25 protein-coding genes and 1 riboswitch are annotated in these 24496 nt (G+C 51.1%); of the genes, 5 read left to right on the top strand and 20 right to left on the bottom strand.

The features are described 5' to 3' along the window. Nucleotides 1-20: 20 nt before the first annotated feature. From WDY75_RS06925 to cobD, 7 genes are all read right to left on the bottom strand, one after another. Nucleotides 21-806 (bottom strand): ABC transporter ATP-binding protein, encoded by a 786-nt coding sequence (locus tag WDY75_RS06925; RefSeq protein ID WP_063480457.1) that lies wholly within the window; start codon nucleotides 804-806, stop codon nucleotides 21-23. Then, nucleotides 803-1849 carry an iron ABC transporter permease gene (locus WDY75_RS06920; RefSeq protein ID WP_063480458.1) on the bottom strand — a complete coding sequence of 349 codons (1047 nt, stop codon included), beginning with the start codon at nucleotides 1847-1849 and terminating at the stop codon, nucleotides 803-805. The genes WDY75_RS06925 and WDY75_RS06920 overlap by 4 nt, the downstream gene beginning before the upstream one ends. Further along, nucleotides 1846-2853, bottom strand: a complete 1008-nt coding sequence (locus WDY75_RS06915; protein ID WP_063480459.1) for an ABC transporter substrate-binding protein — start codon at nucleotides 2851-2853, stop codon at nucleotides 1846-1848. The genes WDY75_RS06920 and WDY75_RS06915 overlap by 4 nt, the downstream gene beginning before the upstream one ends. 248 nt (nucleotides 2854-3101) lie before the next feature. Then, nucleotides 3102-3307, bottom strand: a riboswitch (cobalamin riboswitch). Nucleotides 3308-3459: 152 nt separating this feature from the next. Beyond that, nucleotides 3460-4254, bottom strand: a complete 795-nt coding sequence (locus tag WDY75_RS06910) for a histidine phosphatase family protein (protein WP_063480460.1) — start codon at nucleotides 4252-4254, stop codon at nucleotides 3460-3462. Next, entirely contained in the window at nucleotides 4245-5222 is a 978-nt protein-coding gene (gene cbiB / locus WDY75_RS06905) for an adenosylcobinamide-phosphate synthase CbiB (RefSeq protein ID WP_063480461.1), read from the bottom strand. Before cbiB ends, WDY75_RS06910 begins: the two co-directional genes overlap by 10 nt. Then, complete coding sequence (locus WDY75_RS06900) at nucleotides 5219-5974, bottom strand: adenosylcobinamide amidohydrolase (protein WP_063480462.1); 756 nt, start codon at nucleotides 5972-5974, stop codon at nucleotides 5219-5221. The genes cbiB and WDY75_RS06900 overlap by 4 nt, the downstream gene beginning before the upstream one ends. A 67-nt stretch (nucleotides 5975-6041) precedes the next feature. Further along, nucleotides 6042-7157, bottom strand: a complete 1116-nt coding sequence (gene cobD, locus WDY75_RS06895; protein ID WP_063480463.1) for a threonine-phosphate decarboxylase CobD — start codon at nucleotides 7155-7157, stop codon at nucleotides 6042-6044. Nucleotides 7158-7332: 175 nt separating this feature from the next. On the opposite strand from cobD, the gene WDY75_RS06890 reads away from it, so the two are divergent. Further along, entirely contained in the window at nucleotides 7333-8334 is a 1002-nt protein-coding gene (locus tag WDY75_RS06890; protein ID WP_036639785.1) for a lipoate--protein ligase, read from the top strand. 118 nt (nucleotides 8335-8452) lie between these two features. On the opposite strand, the gene WDY75_RS06885 is transcribed toward WDY75_RS06890, so the two are convergent. Then, on the bottom strand, nucleotides 8453-9163 hold the full coding sequence (locus tag WDY75_RS06885; RefSeq protein WP_006212311.1) for a metal-dependent hydrolase: 711 nt from the start codon (nucleotides 9161-9163) through the stop codon (nucleotides 8453-8455). Nucleotides 9164-9447: 284 nt separating this feature from the next. On the opposite strand from WDY75_RS06885, the gene WDY75_RS06880 reads away from it, so the two are divergent. Together WDY75_RS06880 and WDY75_RS06875 are read left to right on the top strand one after the other, a co-directional pair. Next, entirely contained in the window at nucleotides 9448-10350 is a 903-nt protein-coding gene (locus WDY75_RS06880; RefSeq protein WP_063480464.1) for a DMT family transporter, read from the top strand. 36 nt (nucleotides 10351-10386) lie between these two features. Continuing rightward, on the top strand, nucleotides 10387-11193 hold the full coding sequence (locus WDY75_RS06875; RefSeq protein WP_006212313.1) for a Cof-type HAD-IIB family hydrolase: 807 nt from the start codon (nucleotides 10387-10389) through the stop codon (nucleotides 11191-11193). 137 nt (nucleotides 11194-11330) lie between these two features. On the opposite strand, the gene WDY75_RS06870 is transcribed toward WDY75_RS06875, so the two are convergent. From WDY75_RS06870 to WDY75_RS06850, 5 genes are all read right to left on the bottom strand, one after another. Further along, entirely contained in the window at nucleotides 11331-12092 is a 762-nt protein-coding gene (locus WDY75_RS06870; RefSeq protein WP_006212314.1) for a TioE family transcriptional regulator, read from the bottom strand. 307 nt (nucleotides 12093-12399) lie between these two features. Further along, nucleotides 12400-13185 (bottom strand): MBL fold metallo-hydrolase, encoded by a 786-nt coding sequence (locus WDY75_RS06865; RefSeq protein WP_197477175.1) that lies wholly within the window; start codon nucleotides 13183-13185, stop codon nucleotides 12400-12402. Nucleotides 13186-13585: 400 nt separating this feature from the next. Then, a complete protein-coding gene (locus WDY75_RS06860) occupies nucleotides 13586-13819 on the bottom strand; it encodes a hypothetical protein (protein ID WP_006212316.1) in 234 nt (77 codons plus the stop codon). Continuing rightward, nucleotides 13816-14844 (bottom strand): TIR domain-containing protein, encoded by a 1029-nt coding sequence (locus tag WDY75_RS06855; RefSeq protein WP_063480465.1) that lies wholly within the window; start codon nucleotides 14842-14844, stop codon nucleotides 13816-13818. The genes WDY75_RS06860 and WDY75_RS06855 overlap by 4 nt, the downstream gene beginning before the upstream one ends. Nucleotides 14845-14956: 112 nt before the next feature. Further along, a complete protein-coding gene (locus tag WDY75_RS06850) occupies nucleotides 14957-16237 on the bottom strand; it encodes a serpin family protein (RefSeq protein ID WP_063480466.1) in 1281 nt (426 codons plus the stop codon). 186 nt (nucleotides 16238-16423) lie between these two features. Between WDY75_RS06850 and WDY75_RS06845 the strand changes: the two genes are divergently transcribed. Continuing rightward, nucleotides 16424-17041, top strand: a complete 618-nt coding sequence (locus tag WDY75_RS06845; RefSeq protein ID WP_006212319.1) for a GNAT family N-acetyltransferase — start codon at nucleotides 16424-16426, stop codon at nucleotides 17039-17041. 181 nt (nucleotides 17042-17222) lie between these two features. Here WDY75_RS06845 and WDY75_RS06840 read toward each other — a convergent pair whose 3' ends face one another. The 4 genes from WDY75_RS06840 to cysT are packed head-to-tail and all read right to left on the bottom strand — an operon-like array spanning nucleotide 17223 to nucleotide 20987. Beyond that, nucleotides 17223-18281, bottom strand: a complete 1059-nt coding sequence (locus WDY75_RS06840) for a sulfate ABC transporter substrate-binding protein (protein WP_063480467.1) — start codon at nucleotides 18279-18281, stop codon at nucleotides 17223-17225. A gap of 30 nt (nucleotides 18282-18311) precedes the next feature. Beyond that, nucleotides 18312-19376 carry a sulfate/molybdate ABC transporter ATP-binding protein gene (locus tag WDY75_RS06835; RefSeq protein WP_036639794.1) on the bottom strand — a complete coding sequence of 355 codons (1065 nt, stop codon included), beginning with the start codon at nucleotides 19374-19376 and terminating at the stop codon, nucleotides 18312-18314. A gap of 1 nt (nucleotide 19377) precedes the next feature. Beyond that, nucleotides 19378-20175, bottom strand: a complete 798-nt coding sequence (locus WDY75_RS06830) for a sulfate ABC transporter permease subunit (RefSeq protein WP_006212321.1) — start codon at nucleotides 20173-20175, stop codon at nucleotides 19378-19380. Then, complete coding sequence (cysT, locus tag WDY75_RS06825; RefSeq protein ID WP_036639796.1) at nucleotides 20172-20987, bottom strand: sulfate ABC transporter permease subunit CysT; 816 nt, start codon at nucleotides 20985-20987, stop codon at nucleotides 20172-20174. Before cysT ends, WDY75_RS06830 begins: the two co-directional genes overlap by 4 nt. A gap of 189 nt (nucleotides 20988-21176) precedes the next feature. Between cysT and WDY75_RS06820 the strand changes: the two genes are divergently transcribed. Further along, a complete protein-coding gene (locus tag WDY75_RS06820; protein ID WP_006212323.1) occupies nucleotides 21177-21578 on the top strand; it encodes a secondary thiamine-phosphate synthase enzyme YjbQ in 402 nt (133 codons plus the stop codon). Nucleotides 21579-21753: 175 nt separating this feature from the next. Here the strand turns inward: WDY75_RS06820 and WDY75_RS06815 are convergent, their stop codons facing one another. The 3 genes from WDY75_RS06815 to WDY75_RS06805 form a co-directional block, all read right to left on the bottom strand. Then, complete coding sequence (locus WDY75_RS06815) at nucleotides 21754-22347, bottom strand: TetR/AcrR family transcriptional regulator (protein ID WP_006212324.1); 594 nt, start codon at nucleotides 22345-22347, stop codon at nucleotides 21754-21756. A gap of 6 nt (nucleotides 22348-22353) precedes the next feature. Further along, nucleotides 22354-22986 (bottom strand): YigZ family protein, encoded by a 633-nt coding sequence (locus WDY75_RS06810; protein WP_063480468.1) that lies wholly within the window; start codon nucleotides 22984-22986, stop codon nucleotides 22354-22356. A 107-nt stretch (nucleotides 22987-23093) separates the two neighbouring features. Beyond that, entirely contained in the window at nucleotides 23094-24449 is a 1356-nt protein-coding gene (locus WDY75_RS06805; RefSeq protein WP_006212326.1) for a glucose-6-phosphate isomerase, read from the bottom strand. Nucleotides 24450-24496: the final 47 nt, after the last annotated feature.

The following is a 24496-nucleotide window of genomic DNA, read 5'->3' as shown; positions in this document are numbered from 1 at the left end:
AGAAGCCGGAGCAAGAGCTGTCAGGACCATGTGCTGTTCGCCGTTAACAGCACCTGTGGAGCTCCGTTCTCGGGATGGGTGACAATGGAGGGCTCTACCCTGAATATTTGGCGAATATATTCTGCTGTCAGCACTTCCTCCGGCTTCCCGACCCCTGCGACCTTTCCCTGATCCAGAACCAGCAGCTTATCGCAAAATTGAGCCGCCAGGTTCAGATCATGCAGTACGCTGATCACCGTAATGCCGGATGAGTTCCGCCATTCTGCCACCATATCCATGAATTGAAGCTGATAGCGAATATCCAGATAGGTTGTCGGTTCATCCAGCATCAGCAAGGACGGCTCCTGGACCATCACCTTGCCAAGGGCAACTCGTTGACGCTGACCCCCGCTTAACTCGGTAAGCCGACGTTCCTCGAAACCGCCAAGATCCAGCTTCCGAATAATGGCATCAATGAGCGGGGTCGCATCTTTATCCTCTCGACCAAGCCAATTCAGAAACGGGAAGCGTCCCATTTCCAGCACTTCCCGCACGGTAAAATCCGTCGGATCGAGACCTTCCTGCTGAAGGACGGCTACGATTCGTGCCAGCGCTTTTCTGTTATAACTCGAAAGCTCCCTGCCCCGGAGCGAGACGCTCCCTGCCGTAGGACTCTCCACACCGGATAACAGCTGCATCAGGGTGGATTTGCCGCTTCCATTCGGACCGATGATTCCCCACCATTCACCTTCCGTTATGTGCAGATCTACACCTGCAAGTATCGGCACCTGGCCATATGCCTTGCCAAGACCCTGGGCTCTAATCATGCTAACCCCTCCCTACGCCGTTTTTTGTTCCGGTACAGCAGGTACGCAAAGAAAGGAGCGCCTATGAATGCAGTGACCACCCCGAGCGGTATTTCCGTTGGAGCCAGCACGGAACGTGCAGCCGTATCACACCAGACCATAAAAATCGCACCGCCCAGAGCCGACAAAGGGACAATGGTACGGTAATCGGAGCCTGTGATAAGGCGTATCATATGCGGAACCACAAGCCCCACGAAGCCAATGACGCCGGAGACCGATACGGCAGCGGCGGCAAGCAGGGTAGCTACGATCAGTACGCTTGTCTTCAGGCGATCCACATTCAATCCCATATGAGCGGCCTGCCGTTCCCCAAGCGACAAAATATTAAGCGCTCGCGACCGGCTCCATAAATACGCGAATCCCACGATAAAATACGGGAAAAGGATGGCCGTATACGACCATCCGCGCATGCTCAGGCTCCCCATCGTCCAGTACAGGATTTGGTTTACCGTATCTTTGGACATCACCGTCAGAAACGAAACCACAGCGCCCAGAAACGACTGCATGACCACCCCGGACAGGATCAGTCCGTGAATCGGCAGCTTTCCTTGATCCCTTGCCAACAGCAGCACAACCCACAATGTGCCTGCTCCGGTCAGAAATGCTACAAGCGGCAGGGTGTAACCTCTGGCAAAGGAGTATTCCATCCCGAAAAAAATCAGGGATGCTGCGCCAAGCGCAGCACCCGAGGATACACCGAGCGTGAACGGATCCGCCAGCGGATTACGCAATACGCCCTGAAAGGCAGCCCCGGCTACCGCCAGGGAAGCTCCAACAAGCATCCCCAGCAAAATCCGCGGTAACCTCACCTTCATCAGAATTTGTTCGGATGAAGCTTCCCAGCTCGGGAGGATGGAATCGCCGATCCCCGGCAGCCGGTGCAGCAGCATCGCCCCAATCTCTCTCACAGGTAGGTGAACGGATCCGATTCCGAGACTGACAACCAAGGTTAACAGCAATAGGATAACGCCGGCCGCACCGAATCCTGCAAGTTTTTTACTCATGGATTCATCAGTTCCGGGTAAACAGCCTTCGCCACTTCAATCAGTCCTTGCGTAACGCGGGGACCCGGACGGCTCAGCAGGTTGGCATCTACGGCAATGACCTGATCGTTCTTGATCGCTTCGATCTGATCCCAGCCTCCGCGCTCTTTAATGAGTTGATCCAGTGTTTTTTTGGTCGCTTCATCAACCACATCGTCCGTGTACAGAATGACATCCGGGTTCGCAGCGATAATCTTTTCTTCGCTGATTTCGAACCAGCCTTCCGTATCGCCAGCTGCATTAACACCGCCGGCTGCAGTGATGATCTCATCCATAAATTCGCCTTTGCCTACAGTCCATCCCGGGGAGAACTCGACGTACACCTTCTTCTTGTCTTCATCCTTCACGGACTTCACAGCTTCCGTAACGGATGCCAGTTCCTGCTTCATCTGATCTACGACCGCTTTGGCATCAGCTTGACGATCGGTAATTTGTCCGATCAGCTCAATGTTCTCCATCACGGCATCGATGGTTTTCGGATCATTGACAAACAGGGTTACGCCAAGCTCACGCAGTTTCTCGGCATTCTGTGCATTCATCGAAGCGGCAAACACCACATCGGCATCAGCTGCAATAATAGCCTCTTCATTCACTTGGAATCCGCCCAATTTGGGCTTGGATTTCGCAGCTTCCGGATAATCGTCATTATCCGATACGCCTACGATTTCCTCATCCAGACCCAGAGCAAACAGCTTTTCCGTCTCGGACGGAGTCAAGGATGCAATCTTAGCCGGCGCTTTATCAAACGTCATTTCAACCCCGGTTGAATCCTTAACTGTTAATGGATACGTGGTCTTAAGCTCCTCACTGGAGTCGGCTGGCGCTTCGTTGGTCTGTCCTTGCTCCTGTGCAGCTTGCGGCGTGGTTTCTTTCGGTGCCGCTTCTTCCCCGCCACAGCCGATCAAGGCCAGAGCCATCAGTATGGCTACCAGAAATACGGACCATGTTTTGTTTATTGCTTTCATCTCTTCAAATCCCCCTAAACATAATTGAGAACCTGGCGCTGTACGTCTAAATTCCTTCGACCGATCCCCTGAGCAGGAAGAAAAACGTCAATCGTCATACTCCAAAGAAGCAAAAATCCCTGATTCCTCGTAAATAAGGACTCAGGGATTACGTTTTAACATAAGGACACCTGGATAACCGTTCACAGATAGCGCCTTAAACTGCCGTCCGCACGGGACTGCAAAACGTAATCCTCTCCTCGAAGGACCGTCATTCATTCGCTAAGGGCAGGTCTCCTGACTTACAGGCTGTAACGACTTCCCCGCCTTCCCAAGCGCTGACGCTCAGTGGCATGTGGAGAAGTCCCTGCTTCACAGTGGCGGGACCGTGCCGGACTTGCACCGGCTTCCCTATTAACCCGGCAGAAGACATGAATAACCTCTTCTGTCCGGGACCCTCGCAAACAATATGAATTTATTTATGATAGGCCAAGCATGGTTTCTCTGCACAAGATTATAGGCGATAAACCATCGCCTTACAACTGGAAGTTTCGCTCGTTTCAAGGGTTTAACGATATTGGTTTTTCCCGTTATCGTTCATTCCGCGCCAAAATCGTACGATTTCATTTATTCGTTTACCCGTACGCCTCGCCAGCGTGCTCCGTCCCAGGCCAACTGCAGCTGGAGCACCTCGCCCGGCGATACCGACGTAGCCCAGAATTCTGTATCCGGGAGGGTTGCCGCTGCAATCTGCCGGATGACGCCCCCGTGGGTGACTACAAGCACGTCCATATCGAGCACCCCCGGCTGAGTCTCGGTATCGTGGCCCGCTGCTTCTGACTCTGACTCTGACTCTGACTCTGACTCTGACTCTGACTCTGACTCTGACTCTGACTCTGACTCTGACTCTGACTCCAAGAGAATAGCGGGGCCTTCCTGCATCGACAATAACCCCTTCATATCCTGATACATTTCGGCCAGAAAAACCTCAATTCGGGAACAAAAAGATGGCCAACTCTCCCCGCTCGGCGGCGTAACCGTTCCCGGGTTGTCGATCCAGCGCCGATAAGCCGCATTTTCCTTCAAATCCTCGTAGGTTTTTCCTTCCCAATCGCCAAAATCAAGCTCCCGCAGCTTCCTGTCATAACAGACACCGGGAATAACGCTGCCAAGCTCGACCTCATTTGTAATGCCGGGCATATGTAAATCCGACAGGATGCAGTTCAGTGTTTGTCTACAACGAAGGAGATCACTGCAATAGACCTTGGCAAAATGCCTGGAGCGAAACTCCTGCCGCAGCGGAAGCAGCTGTTCCAGCCCTTCCATCAGAGCCCCCTGATCCTCGTGACCCAGGTAACGGCGTTCCTCATTCCACTGCGTACGGCCATGACGAACAAGATGCAGGTTCAGTCTTACAGCCATAACGCACCTCCGGCTGCTGTAATCAGCCCCAGCACCGCTGTGCCGAGTACCGTGAACAGAATGGATACGCCCAGCAGAAGCCGGGTTGTCACCCGAATATGCTCTGCATGAAGCGCACATTCGGGATCGCCCATGTAAGCCCGGAACGAGATCACACCTTGATAGGAATTCTCACCTCCCAGGCGAATGCCCAAGGCACCGGCAACCGCGGATTCCGGGAAGCCGCTGTTCGGGCTTGGATGCTTCCGCGCATCTCTTTTGACCATCGCAATCGCTTGCTTCCACTGCAATGAGAACATCGCAGCCACCACGGTTAACAGGCCTGCGGTCAGGCGCGCTGGTATCCAATTGGCGATATCGTCCAAACGGGCGGAAGCCCAGCCTAGGGACTCGTATTTCTCGTTTTTATAACCGACCATGGAATCGAGTGTATTCACCGCACGGTAGGCCATTGCAAGCGGCGCTCCGCCGATCAGGGCAAACAACAGCGGGGCGATCACCGCATCCACGATATTTTCCGCCACCGTCTCCACCGTTCCGCGTACAACCTCCGGCTCATCCAGATGGTCGGTGTCTCTGCCGACCACCATGCTAAGGGAGTATCTCGCTTTGGCGAGATTCCCGGAACAAAGATGGCTGTATACTTCCAGTCCGGCATCACGCAGCCCTTTTACAGCAATCGTAGTGGCTATGAGCACGATCTCCGCTCCCCAGGCAAGCCAAGGATGAATCGCCGCACATAACAGCAGCAGAAGCCATGTCAGCACAAAGGAGCCGCCGGCCACAATCACCGGCAGCAGAATGCCCGCACGCTTCAGGCCTTGAGCCGTAGTCGCACGATGGCGTATCCATCCTTCCACCCGGCGAATGACCTTCCCCATGCCGATGACAGGATGGGGCAGCCATCTCGGATCCCCGATCAGTAAGTCCAGCAGCACGGCTGCCCAGATGACCCATATGGCTGTCATATCCGGTCCGCTCTCTCAGAGACAATGCTCTCCGTAACACTAAGGTAAACGAGTTGGCCAATCATACCGCCCATATCGGTTGCAGTTCCGGCATAATGATGATTCACGTCGTAAGCGGGATTTCCGCTAACCCCCAAGACGATGGCATCGGTTGTCGTTCCGGTCGCGATGGCTCCCGTTTCATGATCCTTCACGCCCAGATCATGAAGTGCTGCGGCCTTCGCTTCCGTTGCCGTCAGGACGGCATTCACCATACAAGCAGGCGTCATCATCCCGTCGATCAACAGCATGATATTAATCGTGCCCGGCTGATAATCGGCAAAGGTCGTACGGCTTGATCCTGCACGCGCAGCATTGCCCACACCAGCGGTGGCGCAGCATAGCAGGGAGGCTTGTTCCCCACGCTCTTCCCATATGGATGCATATTTCAGTTTTACCGCTGTCATCAATCCCGCCGTAGAGCCAGCCGGATACCCGTGTTCCTCGATAAAGCTAAACATATCGTTTACGGGATCACTGCAATCGTAATGCCTGTCCACATAGCGGTTCACCAGATGATCCACACGCCCAAATCCGCCGCCATATATGGCACTGCTTAAGGAAACGGCCTGATCCGGCAGCGATATCCGAATATGCGGGTAATCCTGCTCCGCTTCCAGGAACACTGTCGTTCCCGGCCACGCTTCCGAACGGTAAAGGTGACTCTTGCTTGTTAGAAAAGGTACGGCCACGTTTCTCTCTCCCTGCTCCATGATCTTGTTAACTCCCCACCAAGTGCGCTGCCCATGTAACTGCCGTTCTGACAATCCCTAAGGCACGTCATCCAGAAGATTTCAAAAGAACCTCCGCCGCCATGGTAAGCATCCTGTCGTTGGACTTGGCATCTTTAACGGCTAGCCGGATATGGCGCTCACCCAGACCCGGGTACATGGCGCAGCTGCGGACAAGCACGCCGCGTCTGCCCATTTCCCGTTGAAAACTTTCTGCGTCCATATGCTGCGGAAGCTCCATCAGCAGAAAATTGGCTTCCCCTGGCGTAACATCGAGCCCCAGCGCTTGCAGTCCCTGCATCAGCTTGACACGCTCTTCGTGAATCAGCTGCAGCGTATTCTGTTCATAATCCCTTCCGCTCCTTAAACACACTTCTCCTGCAAGCAATGCCAGCCCATTGACACTCCATGTGACCTGCTTGCCAGCCATCGCCTGTATGACATCGGGATGCGCAATAGTATACCCGAGCCGCAGACCCGGAATCGCATAGAACTTGGTCATCGATCTTACGATTACCGTCCGAGGATATTGATGGAGCTCTGGCATCAAGGTCCGCCTGTCTTCCAGCGGAATGAAATCAATAAAGGCCTCATCCAGCACCAGCCAAGTCCCTTCTTGCTCTGCAGCAGACGCCATATCGCGGATATCCTCGAGGCTGTATTGAACCCCGTTCGGATTGTTGGGCTGCCCCAAGAATACTAAATCCGTGCGGGCAAGCAGCGCCACAATTTCCGTCTTATCCGCACGCCAGTCCCGTTCCGGGCAACCGCAAACGGATCGGATATCCGATCCGAACTTGACAGACAGCTCCCGATATTCGGAAAAACAGGGATCAACCACTCCAACCGTTCGCGGCTGCAGGCCCATCAGCAGCAATGCCATGCATTCTGCCGCCCCATTGCCGACAAGAATTCGCTGTGCATCGGTGCGCAATTCCTCAGCGAGCATTCCCTTGAAGCTGCGATGCCCGGGATCCGGGTAACGAATAACTGCGCCCAGTCCTTCTTGCAATGCTGTTATGACCCCTTGAGGCGGTCCAAGCGGGTTAATGTTGGCGCTGTAATCCAGAAAAGCGGAAACCGGCTGTCCAAACGTCGAAGCAGCTGTCTCCACATCCCCGCCATGTCCGTATACCTCGATCAAGGGTTGTCTTTTATCACTCATACGGGCTCCTCCAGTTCCATTCCACAGCGCTTGCAAGCCCTGCCGTTATGTAATGCCACCATTATGTCGCTACATTCCTTGACTCGTCAACATGGAATGCTTTGTCTCTGCCTTAAAATTGGTTTACAATAGTCTTTGTGGCACCACATTTTGAATTGTGACGACGGAGGATACTATGCTATTTATCGATAATCAGGGGATCCATGATCCATCCATTAACCTAGCGATTGAAGAATATGTCTTGAAGCACTTGTCGATGGACGAGAGCTACCTTCTCTTTTATATTAATAAGCCTTCCATCATCATCGGAAAGCATCAGAATACGATTGAAGAGATCAACCAGGAATACGTTCGTGACAACAACATTCAGATTGTACGCCGGCTGTCCGGCGGCGGCGCAGTATACCATGATCTCGGAAACCTGAATTTCAGCTTTATTACAAAGGATGACGGGCAGTCCTTCCACAACTTCCTGAAGTTCACTCAGCCGGTCATCGACTTCCTGCAAAAGATGGGCGTGCCCGCTGAGCTCAGCGGCCGAAATGACCTCCAGGTCGGCGAGAAGAAAATTTCGGGGAACGCCCAGTTCTCGACGCGGGGACGCATGTTCAGCCACGGCACACTCATGTTTGATCTGAACCTAGATGACGTACAGGCATCGCTGAATGCCAATCCGGAAAAATTCAAATCCAAGAGCACCAAGTCCGTCCGCAGCCGCGTTGCAAACATCAAGGAGCTGCTCGGCACCGACATGACCATTGAACAGTTCCGCGCTGAACTGCTCCGCTCGATTTTTGGCATGGAGCCTGACCAAGTGCCGCAGTATGTGCTTCAGGAGAAGGACTGGGAAATCATCAACCAAATCTCGAAGGAGCGTTATCGGAACTGGGATTGGAACTACGGACTGTCCCCTGAGAGCAACGTGAAGCATGCCAAGAAATTCCCGGTGGGCATTATCGATATCCGCATGGATATCCGTGAAGGACATATCGGAGAGATTAAAATTTACGGCGACTTCTTCGGCGTAGGCGATGTCGCTGACATCGAAAACCTGCTCCGCGGCAAACGTTACGAAGAGCATGCCGTTCGCACCGCACTGTCAGACATCAACGTCAAACACTATTTTGGCAACCTGGAGTTTGATGATCTGATCAGCCTCATCTTTCTTGAGGAATAGAAGGTCTGAGGCATCCTGTTACTGGATTCCGGCCCAAATTTAAATAAGCCTCCCACCCCATGTGGTAAAAAACACAGAAGGGTGCGAGGCTTTTTTCGTCGATAATAACAGCTATTCATCACGAGGCCATAAACACATACCACACCAGGATAAGCGTCAACAGTATGCATACATTCTCTACTGTACGCCCCCACTTGCTTCCCGTGCTCATAATTTTAAATTTAATTCTCCATTTGAACGGCGGTAGCGGCCGGATGCCGCGGTTGGTCAAGGCATCTGCAAGCAAATGAATGGAATAGGACAGACCTCCGGCAAACCATAGGCTTTCCCCGCCGATCTTGCCCTGCGATGCAAAATAGAGCAGACCTGTCCATCCAACGGCAGCATAGACGGTATGGGTTAACCCGCGATGGGTCACCAATGAACCTGCAATCAGCACGCTGCCTGCAATCGTGTTCCATGGGCTGAAGCTTTGCCCGAAGGATATCAGTCCAAGACCGATCAGAAACATCACGATATGACGCAGCGTCCGGCTTGGCAGGTATGACACGACCCCGATCAGTCCGGCCAGGGCGATGTTCCATGGCGCATACTCCTTGCCATAGAATGCAACGAATATAGCGGCGCCAATCATGGCGAGCTGAAGTATCCTCAGCATGCCTGAAGGAATGGCTTTGCGGACCAGCAGGGAGTTAGGTTCGTCAATGTCGGGAAGCAGAGCGCTAACCAGGGCCACAGCCGCAGCAGGCAATGTGACAGGCACCCCGCTCATGCCCATTACGGATAAAGTAACCCCTGTGCTAATAATCAAATGAGCTCTCCCCATCATGATGACAATCTTCCTTTCTAAAGCTCTGTGTTGACTATGGGATAGATGCCGGTCTTTCGTCCGATAAGCCCAGGGTCATGAGAATATACGTTCGGTTCATAAGTATAGCAAAATCATCCTCTTTTTGTCTAGCCCTTCCACTTTTGCTAGGGTTAAAAATGGTTGTCCTATCCTCTGATATGGGATACAATTTGATCACTTGCCCCGGATTTCTGCCGGGGACAACTGTACGGACTCTCATCAGGAGTTGGAGTTTCACATTTTCGGAAAGGATGACTACATAAGTGAAACGCGCACGAATCGCTGATCTCAGCCTGCTCGTGGTGGCTATGATGTGGGGATCTACCTTTCTCATCGTCCAGCATGCGGTACGCGTGCTCCCGCCGATGGCTTTTAATTCTGTCCGTTTTCTGGGAGCGGCCTTGCTTCTGGCATTCATCATTACGGTGTTTTATCGGAGCCAGTGGAAGCAAATTTCCGGAAAAATGCTTGTTCATGCTTGTCTGCTGGGTCTTTTTTTATTTATAGGCTATGCGTTTCAAACCGCCGGCCTGCTGTACACGACCACATCCAATACAGGATTTATCACAGGTTTGTCCGTTGTGCTGGTACCCTTCATATCCTACGCCTTATTAAAGCATGCCATCTCCAAATTCACTTGGATCAGCGCCTTGCTTGCGGCAGCAGGCCTGTATCTGCTGACCTTCACCGGATCGGGAATACGTCTGAATCAAGGGGACTTGCTGGTGCTGGTATGTGCCATTGGTTTTGCGCTTCATATCGGCTACACGGGCATTTATGCCGGGCGTTATCCTTCTTTGCTCCTGGCTGCGCTTCAGATGGCTGTTGTCGGAATATGCAGCTTGATCGCTTCCGTGGTGACTGAACATGTCGGGAATACGTCCGACCTCGTGGAGAAGTTGACCCAGCCGAACGTCCTGTGGGCACTGGCTGTATCCATCGGACCCACCAGCGCCTTCGCCTTCTGGATTCAAACCGTCTGTCAAAAATACACGACGCCTTCCCGTGTAGCCATCATCTACGCAACAGAGCCCGTATTCGCTGCGCTAACCGGAATCCTGTTTGCCGGGGAGCGGCTTACACTCATCGGAGGCATCGGTTGTTTATGTATTTTGGCAGGAATTATGATTGCGGAATTGAAGTCTGCGCCACAGAAGGTACAATAGAGATAAGACAGAGATAGATTCAAAGGAGAGATAACCATGACAACTTACAAATTGATGGCCATCGACATTGACGATACCCTGATCAATGACGATAAGGAAGTAACCCCCGGTGTCCAGCAGGCGCTTGAGCAAGCGGTCGCCCACGGTGTCGTTGTGACACTGGCTACCGGACGTGCCTATGCGTCAGCCCAGGCCATTGCCCGTCAGACCGGACTCAACGTTCCCATTATCACCTACCAAGGTGCCTTGATTAAAAATCTGCTCGATGAGAAGGTTCTCTACGAACGCTTCGTTCCCATTGATGCTGCCGTGAAGCTGTTTGAATACTGTGTGGAACACAATCTTCATCTGCAAACCTACATTGATGACAAGCTCTATGCCCGTGAAGAGAATCAGAAGCTTATCGATTACTGTGCCCTGAATCGTACGCCATATTATATTGAGCCTGATTTTATGACCATGGTTCAGAAGCCGACTCCAAAAATGCTCATCATCGACGATCCTGACTATCTGGATGAGCTGATTCCTGTGTTCCGCGAGCTGCTTGGCGATGAAATGCATATTACCAAATCCAAGCCGCACTTTCTGGAGTTCATGCATAAGGAAGGAACCAAAGGACACGCCCTCACCTTCCTGGCCGATCATTTTGGCTGTGATCTGAAGGAAACCATCGCTGTCGGCGATTCCTGGAATGATCACGAAATGCTGGAAGCAGCCGGACTTGGCGTCGCGATGGGCAATGCCATCGAGCCGCTTAAGGCGATTGCGGATTACGTTACGCTTGGCAACAACGAGGACGGCGTGAAACATGTCATTGATAAATTCGTGCTGAATAACGGTTAACATACGAAAAAAATAAACATACGGTAACAAGCCTCCATGGTGATCCATGGGGGCTTGTACTTGTTCATATATAGTCCTTTGTACGCGGTCAATTACATTCGCTTGGAGCATAGCAAGCTTGCAGACGTTCCGCTGTATCATTTTCGGTCCGTATCAAATGTAAGAATCGGCTTCAGGAGTGATGCTTCGTTGTATTTCAGCAGCCCCACCTCGATACACAGCTCCATCAACTTATGAATTCCGTTGAATTGCTGGCGATTCCGCTGATGAATGATGGACAGCGCTTCACGCACCAATTTCCTGGCCTGATCGATACTCTGATGTTCTACGGCTTGGATAATTTCTTTAATTCGCTCCAGATAGTACACGGTTCTCCGAAGCGAACGAATCAGCAAAATCTGCCGGACATGCGATGGAGTATAGAGCCGGTAGCCATTCTCGGGATTTCGATCCGGGGTTAACAGCCCTTCTCTCTCCCAATGCCGTATCGCAGACGATTCCACATTGGTCAGTTCGGCAGCTTCGCCGATCGTCATGTGGGCTTTGAGCTTTTTCTCCTGGATGAGATTAAGGTCGGGATTCTCAAGCAGAGCAAGCGTTTCATCGGCAATATTCTTCTCCTGCTGCAGCCTGACCTGCTCCCCGTTTGCAAGCCAGAAGGCTTCATCCATCTCTTGTTTCTGGATGTGGCGAAGCACCTCATAAGTCACCGCAAAACCGAAACCGGGGAACATGGCACGCAGACACCGAAAGTAGGCCAGATGAGTCTGCGTATATAAACGATATCCGTTCTCGCTACGTTCAGGAGAGGGCACCACTCCCCAAGATTCATAATGCCGTAAAGCACTGGTACTGATTTGCAGCTCCTTCGCAATATCTTTTGGCTTGAGGTAATGCATGGCGTTCCCTCCTCGATTGGGATTGAGAACCTACTTTACCAGAATCGCAAGCCATTGGCAAACCTTTAATTAAAAGGTTGAAGTACCTCGGAAAGGTTATGAATTGAACTCCTCGGGATCGCTTGGGTTTGGTGTGCTTAACATCTTCTCACTTGCATCAATGTTGTATATTGGTGGGTACAGAGATGAATTGACTCTATTCGAACACAACGGGAGGATGATCATGATGAACGTACACATAACTCAAGAGTCTCCAAAGAGCAAAGAATATATTTTACTCCATCCCGGAGTCATCACCAGCATTTTTTCATTTACTCAAGTCTACAGTCATCCCCGTCATCGCCACGCTTACCCCTTCAGGCAGAGGCAGCTCTTTTCGGACATCCACATCATGCGACATATGCGTATATATCGTTTGGCGCGGGTTCACCTCGGACAGCAGCTGTGCCGCTTCCTTCATATCATAAACGGAGCGCGACTCGAATATCGCGGTTTCATGAACAAAACTTGTCCCGAGGACAAGCAGGTCAAGGCCTTTTAAAGGCTCCTTTTCCGCCGGGCTCAGATTAATCGAATCCGAATTGTACACCCATGTATACTCGCCTTTCTGGAGCCGGTAAGCGTAGGAGTATCCATTCTTGCCATGATTCACCTTCCAGCAGGAAATCTCCCAACCGCCCAATGTGATGCCGTCATCCACAGCTGTCATCTCCATCTGCCGCGGAAGCCATGGATACTGCCGCACAATCTGTTCAAGCACGTCGGCAGGAGCATATAACCGACCTTTCTCCCCCAGCCATCTGCAGGCATCGCTCCATTCCGGCAGACCGCCGATGTGATCAAAGTGAGCGTGGGTAATCAGCATATCCCTCATCTTCCGCTTGCCGAGCCTTTCCATCATAAAGCGCCAGTCCGGACCGCAATCAATCATAAAAGACGCTTCGCCACACTCCACCATCACCGAGGAGCGAAGACGCCGATTCACACCCGTATTCCGTGCTTCCGTGCATACCTCGCAGTCGCAATATACCCGTGGAACGCCCATTGCATCCCCGGTTCCCAAAAAAGTTAACGTATCCCCGCTCACACGCATTCCCCACTTTCTTTTATTGAAATCCCATATCGGTATCAAACCTGGTCATTCTTCAGTATGACTGGCTGGCACTGGTTCATCACGATAAGCAGCATATTAGATTAACTACGCATGCTGAAGCAGCAGGACGAACCAGTTCGATTGAAATCAGCATGATTGAACAAGCGCTAGGGGACCAGTCCGATTCTAGCAGTAGGAACCCGCATTAGGATTCTCCTCGACCTGCATTTTACAGCCTGATTCCTCGTTAGATTCCTTAAACAAGCTAGAGGCATCTTGTTAAGAAACCCGGTCCCCTTATTGTATAAGTGCAAGGAGAAAAAACAAAGACCGCCCGGATCATATCCGAGCGGTCACTTGTCATTCCCAATCCTATAATGTCGCTAAGAATAGCAATTCATTAAGCAAATGAGGGCTTATTATCGTCAACAGCTCCGCTGATGACCTTGACGTATTTCTTATCTACACCTTCCACAGAAGGACCCACATATACACTGTTCTTGCTCTGGCGCCTTACCGAGCGCTTCCTTGATTTCAGCGTACTCATCATCGGTACCGGTCCCCGAACCACCCAGCTGCCATTGGTGGACCCCTGCGGATGACCTGACGTTCTCTTCTTCTCATTCCTGCTCACGACGAATCCCCTCCAACTAAATGCCTGATGGTACGAAGCAGCTCACGATTCTGTTCGACAACCTCCGCGAGATCTTCATCCGAAAGAATCTCATGTCCCGTGAAATGAACGGACAATACATGATTTACTCCTAAAGGATAGCAGAACACATACACCTGCGCAACTTCCTCTTCGTGATAAAATGCCCATTTTCCACTATTATAGACATCAATCACGTAAACAGACTGGTTACTTGGCGAGCGTTCCTCTTTCCCGTCGAACGGGAAATACCTTCCTCTACCTACATTACCCCCAATTTGGGCAATGCCTTCATCTCTGCGTCCCCAAAAAGCGGCACCGGTCACCCTAAAGTCCCCTGCAGCCGGCGGGAGTAAGGAGTTTCGGACGGCTTCACTCAGTGCATGATATTTTTCAGCTTCATCGATCACATGCACATTTCGATTATATTCCCAGAAAAAATGCAGCACGCTTTGCTTGCGCCGAAGCTCTGCATCCTTCTGCTCAATCACGGTGCTCGGGTTGTTGTAGAATCCTTCGGTTTCTATGGCATTTAGAATATGTCCGCATGCAACGTCAACGGCTGATTTGTAATCGTCATCGCTTCGCAATTCATACTCAAGCAGCGTAATACCCTGGAGGTCGGAAAGAAGATGATAATCCTTAACAATAACATCCTGAACAGACATGCTGTCTGGCTCCACCTGATCCGGAATGATGCAGTACACCCTTCGTCGCCCAAGCCTTCCCCAGTACAGTCCCATCTCGAACAACGTGTTGTCACGGGTCACAAATACATGTTTGCCTCGAATGAGTGCCACATCATCCGGAGAAAAGACGAACACACCAAAATCACTGGACGCAAGCTGCTTCTCCAAAGCTTCCATCGTATACATATTCGCCCCGAACGTACCGCCGTACCAAGGTGTCACTTGCGCGGATCGCTTGATCTGTTCGTGGATCGCCCTTGCATACTTGATGGCCTCTCTGGAAGAACCTATGAATAAATTCGGCTTCGGTATGGTCATAGGCACATCCTATTCTCCCTTTGTTATACATTTTAGTCTTATTCGACCATTATAACAAAGTTGCCTATATTTGGGTGAAAATAATGGCAGGCGCATGTTGGTACATTATATGCTAAGGTCGCAAAACAGACCCCATAAATAACCATGTGCCTGTGTCCCGATCTTCAATGGCAAAGAAAAAAGGGCGGTTGATCTTCATCACGACCGGCTGGGCAGGCGGCTCGGCACTTTCCGTTATTCCCATCGCCGTAACCGCTGCGGCCTTTGTCCCTTTTTCACTTACATCCACAATGATTTTGTGCTGGACATGATCGATCCAAAATCCGTCACCTTCTTCAGCCATATTGCTAAAATCAGCTTCGCCTGCATCAAATGCCTTGACCATTCCCAGTCCTCTTAGTGCATCCGGAAGTTCGAAGCTCTGTTCCAGCTTGAATTTGGGCAGGTCAAGTCGAACGGTCTCAAACGAGTAATCGTCCTTCCAGACGGACGTATCCTTCCACAGCAGCTGATGCAGCTCATCCATGGAGGAGGACCCCTTCGGAAGGATGACCAGCATATGCATACGGCCGTCTCCGTAAGGAATGCGAACAGCCTGCCAGGACTCTCCTTCTTTGTAACTATACTGTCCTTCCCGCTTCATCATCGGAACTTTTTGAGTGCTGCCGTCAGCAAGCGTGAATGCTTCATCCACCGTATGCGCAGGGTCAAATTCATCCATCCATCCACCGTTAAAATAAATAGCATTGATCAAGACCGCAACACCGCCTGGTGGATCCTCATAGATGGCAGGAATCATACCGCCGGTTTTATCATATACCCACTTGTTTATCGCCTTCAGCGCATCACCGCTTTTCAGATCCGTCTCCACAACCTCCGCACCATAACCGTCCTTTACGGCTTTCAAATAGGCTTCCTTCAACTTGAGGCCTGGCCGGTGCCAGACGGAGTTGGCCACGTTCAGCTCGACGCCGCCCCCGTTCTCCAGCAATGACCGCAGCTGGCGGTTCCCTTCGTTGATATCAGCCGTCTTCATGCCCTTCCAGCCAAGCATGTCAGACATCTCGGCTGCTGTATCACCGGCTGTGCCATTATAGGCAAGTGCCAAGGCTTGCGTAATGCTGTATGGAGAGATAATTAGATTATCACTCGTATACTCAGGATTATCCGATAACGCCTGGTGCAATCGTAAACCAAAAGCATTTTGCGCGTTCATCATGCCGGTATCTACCTTGCCTAATACCTCTTTGCGTTCATTGACCGACAATTCCTTCGCTTTGGGCTGCTGTGGCGCGCTCCCTTGGGGTTCCCCTTGCTGTAACCCACCATCCTGAGTGCAAGCCGTAAGCCCGAGAAGCAAGCATAGACCTATTAATACCTGCCTTTTTCGCATATCCTTGTCCCCCTTCAATATTATATTCTTTGTCTATCTGCTATTGACGGGACCCATACACCTAATGTTTCATATAAAGGTTCATTTATCCAAATTTAGTTGCAATCCACTTCATCACCGATACAATAAAGAGATGGGATCCTCCATCATTAACCAAGACAGCCAGAACGAAAGGAGCTTCTACATATGCAAAAAATTCGTCTTGAAGGCAGTAAAGTTACGCTCCGATCCAGAAAGCCCGATGATACACCGGTTCTATATAATCTGATCTATGGCACGGAAAATCCGGAATGGAAAAAATTCGACGCTCCCTACTTTCCATTAAAGAAGATTTCCTACGAGATTTTTGAAACCCAATGGAACGCGGATTTCGAGACAGATCAATTCCCGGGTGATCTGCTCATTGAAGCTAATGGACAAACGATTGGCATTGTCACCTTCTATTGGGAGCATGAAGCCTCGCGCTGGCTGGAAGCAGGCATCCTGATCTACGATCCGAGCCATTGGAGCGGTGGATATGGTACGGAGGCACTGTCGCTGTGGATTGAATGTTTATTCCAGCATCTCAACATTGCCCGGGTCGGTATTACGACGTGGTCCGGCAATCCGAGAATGATGCGCTGCGCAGAGAAGGTTGGCATGCAGCTTGAAGGCCGCATGCGGAAGTGCCGATATTACGCAGGCGTCTACTACGATTCCATTCGTATGGGCATTCTGCGAGAGGAATGGGAAGCACAAAAGGCAGCTTGTGTAACCGCATCGAATGACCCATCTACAAAAACTTCGGGAGTACATGCTGAATAGGGACACAGCCAGACGATTATCCGCACCTTGGATCAGCATACAAATGAAACGAGCTGTCCCAGGGTCTCCCGGGACAGCTCGTTTTTTTTATAAAGGTATGTTCATAGGCGCTGCAAACTCAAACATGATCATGGCGGATCTGTTTATTCAACGTATCCCATGAATTCCATGTCAACTGGCATTACAATCCCGCCAGCACCTGATACCAGACGCCCCGCCTCGAATAAAGCGTCTCTCGTACCTGATCCCATCCACCCAGGTATCCAATGTCGAATAACCCCGGCGGGTTAGCAAACTGATGCTTGGTCTGTGCAAGCACCGACTCCTCAACCGGGCGGAAGCCATATTTGACGAATATGTTCTGGGCCTCCGGAGTACGCAGGTAATCCACGAAGGCAGCCGCCACATCCTGGTTGCCGTGCTTATCAGCGAATCGCTCCACAACTGCAGCGGGATTCTCAATCAGCATCGTATGCTCCGGCACAACGATATCGTACTGGACGCCTTGAGCGATTCGGGCAAGCAGCTCGTTCTCATACGTAACGATAACATCCCCAACCCCATATTCAAACGCCGCCATGGACGCGCGCCCGCTTTTATCCAGCGATTCCACATTGCGGTGCACCGCTTCAAGAAAAGCCTTCGCTTGAGCAGGATCGCGCTTCCCGTTCTCTTCCGATTGCTTCAAGCCTGCGCCATAGATTGCGTTAATGTCCCACTGTGCGCCGCCGGAGGTTTTCGGATTCGGATACAGCACCTTCACGTCTGATCTCGTCAGGTCGTCAAAATCCTGTATCCCTTTTGGATTCCCCTCACGGGTGCCCAGAACAACAATGGAGCGTGTCACCATTCCGCTGTAAGGCTGAGACTTCCATTCCGGGTCCACAAGCCCTGACCTGACCAGCTTGTCTACATCCCCTTCCATGGCGAGCAGCGTAACGTCTGCTTCAAATCCGCCTGTGATGGCACGAGCCTGCGTTCCGGAGGCTTCGTATGATTCCTGAAAGTTAATGATTTCGCCCGTCTGTTCCTTCCATTCCGCCTGAAAAGCGGGAATGATCTCGGACATGGCATCTCTAACGACGCTGTAAGCACCAAGCACCAGCGTTCTCTCACCTGACGGTGATGTCACTTCTTCACCAGCCGGATCGTCACTGGCGCATCCTGCTACGAGAAGACTGAAGAGAAGCGCCATGCCAGCCAGCAGGAATGAGGTGCGTTTTATATTTAAGATCCGCATGAATCCACTTCCCTTCGGAGTATTAAACAATCAGATCATAATCGGCATCGGATCAACCTTCAGACGGTTCTCCTCAATCCAGCTGTGGTCGTCATTGAAAAGATAAGCCCGGTGAACGAGGACACGAACCTCCTGGCCCGGCTGCAGCGTCTCCTTTTCCAGGGAACGGTAGGTGATCAGCTTATGTCCTTTAACCTCCACCTCCACCAGCCATTCACTGCCGCGAAAATGCAGATGACGGACAACGCCCGTCTCGGTTGCCGACAGCACGCTGAAGTCATGCTCGCTCCCAATCTCGATATATTCCGGACGAATAAGTGCGCGCGTTGCATTCTTATTAGCTGCTGCCTCAAATCCCTTCAGCTCGGCAGCACTCGATATGACCGTAGATTCGCCAATGAATGAAGCGACAAACGGAGTTTTCGGTTCCTTATAAATATCCCAGGGCGTACCCTTCTGCTCAACTCTCCCCTGATTAATAATCATAATCTCATCCGCTACTTCAATCGCCTCATCCTGGTCATGGGTCACAAAAATCGACGTAATGCCGACCCGCTCGATCAGCTCGCGAAGCCAGGAACGCAGCTCTTGACGGATTTTTGCATCAATCGCGGCAAACGGTTCGTCCAATAATAGCAGCTGCGGCTCCGGTGCAAGCGCTCTGGCAAAGGCCACACGCTGGCGCTGACCGCCTGATAACTGGTGCGGATAGCGGCTCTCGAAACCTTTTAGCCCGGTCAGCTCCACCAATTCCGTTACCCTGTCTTTAATTTGGGCCTTGGATGCCTTCTTCACCTTCAAGCCAAACGCGATGTTGTCAAATACAGTCATATGCTTAAACAAGGCATAGTTCTGAAATACAAAGCCTATTCCACGCTCTTGGGGCGGCAGATCATTGACCACCTGACCATGAAAGGAAATTTGCCCGGAGTCGGGATTCTCAAGCCCGGCCAGCATGCGCAGAATGGACGTTTTACCACCGCCGCTGGGTCCCAGCAGTCCAATCAGATGTCCCTTCTCAATCTCAAAGCTGACATTCTTTACGGCATGAAACGTACCGAAGTGCTTGTTCAGATCGCGAACTTCCACATGCATATCAATGCACATCCTTTCTTTTTTTGGCCCATTCCATCAGCAGCAGGAGACCAACGGAGAAGGCTGCCAGCACCAATGCGACACCATTGGCAGCAGCCACATTAAAATTCTCTACATCCTGATACACAAGCGTCGTTGCTGTCTGCGTCTTGTTCATGATGTTACCGGACACCACCAGTACGGCGCCGAATTCCCCCAGCGAGCGGGCGACAGTTAGCACCAGACCGTACACCACAGCCCACCGAATGGAGGGCCATGTTACTTTTCGGAACGTTGTCCATCCATAAGCTCCCAGCGTTGCTGCCGCTTGCTCCTGATCATTCCCGATCTCCTGCAGGACGGGCATGACCTCACGGACCATCAGCGGAAACGTGACGAAGAGCGTAGCAATCACCATGCCTGGAAACGCATATACGACCTTAAACCCGATCCCTTCAAAAAAACCGCCAATGATGCTGTCCGGTCCAAGCAGCAGTACAATCATCAGGCCGCCAATGACCGGCGAAACCGCGTACGGCAAATCGACAATGCTGTTCAGAATGCCTTTGATCTTCCGGCTAAGCCAATTCGCCCGAACCAGATACAACGCCATCATGATGCCAAACAGCGCATTTAACACCGTAACGAATACAACGATAAGACCCGTCATCATAAGAGCATGCAGGGCTTCAGGTCTGAGCAGGCCCTCTGCAAACCCATCCAGCCCTTTATCAAACGCTCCGATTGCAATCCGGGATAAGGGGATGATTAGCAGAATGATAAATACGGCATACGTTAACCCGATCCACAATCGTCTCAAGCTCGTCTCCCCCTCTGCTGTACGGCATTAATTACCCAGAGGATGAGGAAGGAGAGGGTAAGGAGCAGAACGGATACCGCCGCTGCACCAGCCGGGTTGTCGCTCTCAACCTCGCCAAAAATAAAGACCGAAGCAATCAGCGTCCTTCCGGGAATATTGCCCGCAACCAGCACAACGGCACCAAATTCAGCCAGCGCTCTTGAGAAAGCGAGCATTCCCCCGCTGATGATACCCGGCAGCATCGAGGGAAGAATGACCTTGAAGAAAGCTCTTGTCCTCGAAGCGCCCATCGTATAAGCCGCCTCTTCCTCCAGCGGATCCAGCTCTTCCAGCAGCGGCTGCACCGCCCGGATCACGAACGGAAACGTGACAAACAGCATGGCTATAACGATAGCAGGCTGGTGAAACACGATTTCGAAACCAAGCTTCTCCGCCAGGCCGCCAAGTAAACTCCCCGGTCCCAGCAGCAGCAATATCATCAGTCCCCCTACCGCCGTCGGCAGCGCAAAGGGCAGATCCACCAAACTGTTCAGCAGCGTCCTTCCCGGAAAACGATACCTGACGAGCACCCAAGCAATCATCGTTCCGACAAGCACGTTGATGAACGTAGAGATTATGCCCAGTTTGATTGTAAGCAGCACGGCCTTCCAGGCAATCGGATCCAATATGCTCTCTGTAAAATGGCTCCATCCTGCAGAGAATGACTGCACGTACACCCCAAAGATCGGCAGCACGATCAAGGCAAGAAAATAAAGCAGCACGGTACTTCGAAATCCCCAAGTCCAACCTTTATGACGAATCCATGTGGTCATATCGTATCCCTCCTGCCTCCGGATGGTATTCCGGTCAACTTCTCCACCAACCATCTTTATATTTCCTATTTGTATACTTGGTTTTACTTTACACATACTTTACCAAATGCTGAATCCGATCGTCAATCCATCTTTTGCACTTTATCGGGTAAAATAATAGAAATGGAAAAAATAGAGGAGGTTATTTGCATGCTGTATACCGGTGAACTAAACACGCAAGGGCGTGACGAGATGAGGGATATCACGAGGGAGATCGCTGCTCACGTGAAGCAAAGCGGGGTTCAGCAAGGCACCGTGCTGATCTATTGTCCGCATACCACCGCCGGAATTGCCATTAATGAGAACGCGGACCCCGATGTGAAACGGGACGTGCTGATGTCTTTGGATGAAGTATTTCCATGGAATCATCCCAAATATCGTCATGCGGAGGGAAATACCGCTTCCCACCTTAAATCGATCACCTGCGGTCCTTCGCAGACCGTCATTATTCAGAACGGTCATCTGCTTCTTGGAAGGTGGCAGGGCATTTATTTTTGCGAATTCGATGGACCGAGGCAGCGTCAGTATCACGTGAAAATCATGGAGGGCTGATGCCAAAAAGGGATACAGGCACGGGAAAGACAGTTAAAAAGCACAAAAAGCAGACAGGCACATGCTAGGGGGCGTGGACCTGTCTGTTTTATTTCATTAGATGATTGACGTTTCAACGCTAGGTCGTTGTAATGGGTTGAAGTATCAAGTCACACGTCGTGGTAATAATCAGAAGTTAGACCCTGCTGTACAAACTCCGGCATAACACTTTGACATGGGTAAGAGCGGCTGGTTTGATCTCATCAAAGCCAATTCGGTCCTGAATATAATAGGATATAAATCCATGCAGCGACAAAAACAAGGTCAGCGGAACGGTTCGCCGCTCTTCCTCACTGTAATTCTCATCAAGCAAATACTGACGGACAAGCATAGCAAACATTTCAAAACAGCGTCCCTGCTCAGAGCGACAGTAGGACAGCAGCTCTTCGTCCCGAATCATGAACATGATCTCGTACTGGTAAGGATTATCCAGTCCGAAACGAACAAATTCCAGCATCAGCTGCTCCAGCTTCGATACCCCGTCACAGGGAGGCTTTCCCGATACTTCCAACAGCAAATCATTTAGATCATTAAAGTCCTTCATGACAATGGCGTAGAAAAGCTCCGCCTTTTCCTTAAAATGATAATACAAGGAGCCGTGGCTATAACCCAAATGCTGCCCGATGCTTCGCATCGAAATGGCTCGGTATCCTTTGGTTATAAACAAATGCCTCGCTGCTTCCAGTATCCGCTCTCTCGACAACTCGCGTTCTACTGCTCTTCTTGCCATATTATTTTATTCCCCTTCAATAAAATAAAGCCGCTCTCCCTCCGTGATCAAAGACTGCCCCTGTGTCAAATCTACCATCCAAGTCATAAAGCTCTCCGCATCACCATCGAGCGGCAAGCAGGTCAAGGTCACCGTGTCGGCAAAGTTGGTCTCTCCCATACGTACGCCCCGATTTCGAAGCTCGTTCTCCACCTTACCCAGCCAGGTATAATCCAGCTCCACTAAAATCTGCCGGTGAAGAACCCTTGTAATCGGTTCGCCTGATTCTATAGCAGCCACGGCTCCGTCTGTGTAAGCCCGGATCAGTCCGCCTGCGCCAAGCATGATACCGCCAAAATAACGTGTGACAACAATGGCTACATTCTTCCGCCCCTGATTTCGGATCACTTCGAGAATCGGCTTGCCGGCCGTTCCGCTCGGTTCCCCATCATCCGATTGCTTCTGAATCTCATCCCGCTCGCCAATCATATAAGCGGAACAATTGTGCGTAGCATTCCAATGCTTCTTCTTGATTTCTTCAATAAAAGCGACGGCTTCCTCTTCGGATTCGACCGGCATCACATGGCCGATGAATCGCGATTTCTTAATGACAATCTCCTTGGAGCCCGCCTGACGTACCGTTTTGTAACGATCCAGCATGAAACAACAACCACCCCTATATTGCCAAGAAAGCAGTCCACGGCAATAATCTGCCAGCGGACTGCTTCCTTCAGCGTCTTACGTCTAATCCAATGAAAGTGTCAGGTTTATTCGGAAAGTCTAGCTTCCAGTTCGGCCTTCTCTTTCTCATACCCTGGTTTGCCGAGCAGCGCGAACATATTTTTCTTGTACGCCTCTACGCCCGGTTGGTCAAACGGGTTGACACCCAACAGATAGCCGCTGATACCGCAGGCCTTTTCGAAAAAGTATACCAGATATCCGAACGAATAGGGAGTGAAATCTGGAATTGTCACAATCAAATTCGGAACTTGTCCGTCGGTATGGGCCAGCATCGTGCCTTGGAAGGCCTTTTTGTTGACAAAATCCAATGTTTTCCCGGTCAGGAAGTTCAATCCGTCCAGATCGTCCGGATCCGATTCAATCGTAATATGCTCGGATACATTCTCAACCTGAATGACCGTTTCGAAGATGTTGCGGCTGCCTTCCTGGATAAATTGACCCATCGAGTGCAGATCAGTAGAGAAGTCTACGGAAGCAGGATAGATGCCTTTGTAATCCTTGCCTTCGCTCTCGCCGTACAGCTGCTTCCACCATTCCGATACAAAATGCAGAGAGGGCTCGTAGTTTACAAGGATCTCGATGCCCTTGCCTTTACGGTAAAGAGCGTTGCGAACCGCCGCGTATTGGTATGCTTCGTTCTCGGCTACGTTCGGGCTGCTGTATTCCTTGGATGCGTCAGCGGCGCCTTGCATCATCTCTTCAATGTTGATTCCAGCCGTTGCAATCGGAAGAAGACCGACTGCCGTCAGCACGGAATAACGTCCGCCGACATCGTCAGGAATGATAAAGGACTCGTAGCCTTCTTCGGTTGCCAGCTTCTTGAGTGCGCCCTTCTCCTGATCGGTCGTAGCGTAAATGCGTTTGCGAGCTTCTTCCTTGCCGTATTTCTTCTCCAGCTCCGCACGGAAAATACGGAATGCGATAGCCGGCTCCGTGGTTGTACCGGATTTGGAAATGACATTCACCGAGAAGTCCTTGCCTTCTATCAGTTGAAGCAGATGCGTTACATAGGTGGAGCTGATGTTGTTTCCTGCAAAATAAATTTCCGGCGTCTTGCGCTGGTCCTTCGACAGCTCGTTATAGAACGAATGCGACAGCATTTCGATCGCGGCACGCGCTCCCAGGTAGGAACCTCCGATACCGATAACAATCAGAACGTCAGAGTCACTCTGAATTTTGGCAGCCGCTTTCTGGATGCGTGAGAATTCTTCTTTATCGTACTGCGTTGGCAGGTCGATCCAGCCCAGATAATCAGAACCGGCACCTGTACCGTTATGTAGCTGTTCATGGGCTGTACGGATCGGCTCTGCAAAATAGTCAACTTCGTGCTGATTGACAAAAGTCAGTGCTTTACTGTAATCAAACTTGATTTTTTTAGACATGCCTTAAACCTCCTGTGAATTTAGAAATAGGATACTTTAATTTAATA

Source organism: Paenibacillus glucanolyticus, assembly GCF_037333485.1.
GTDB lineage: Bacteria > Bacillota > Bacilli > Paenibacillales > Paenibacillaceae > Paenibacillus_AQ > Paenibacillus_AQ glucanolyticus.
The sequence above is the reverse complement of the archived record's forward strand: the minus strand, read 5'-3'. Positions and strand labels throughout refer to the sequence as shown.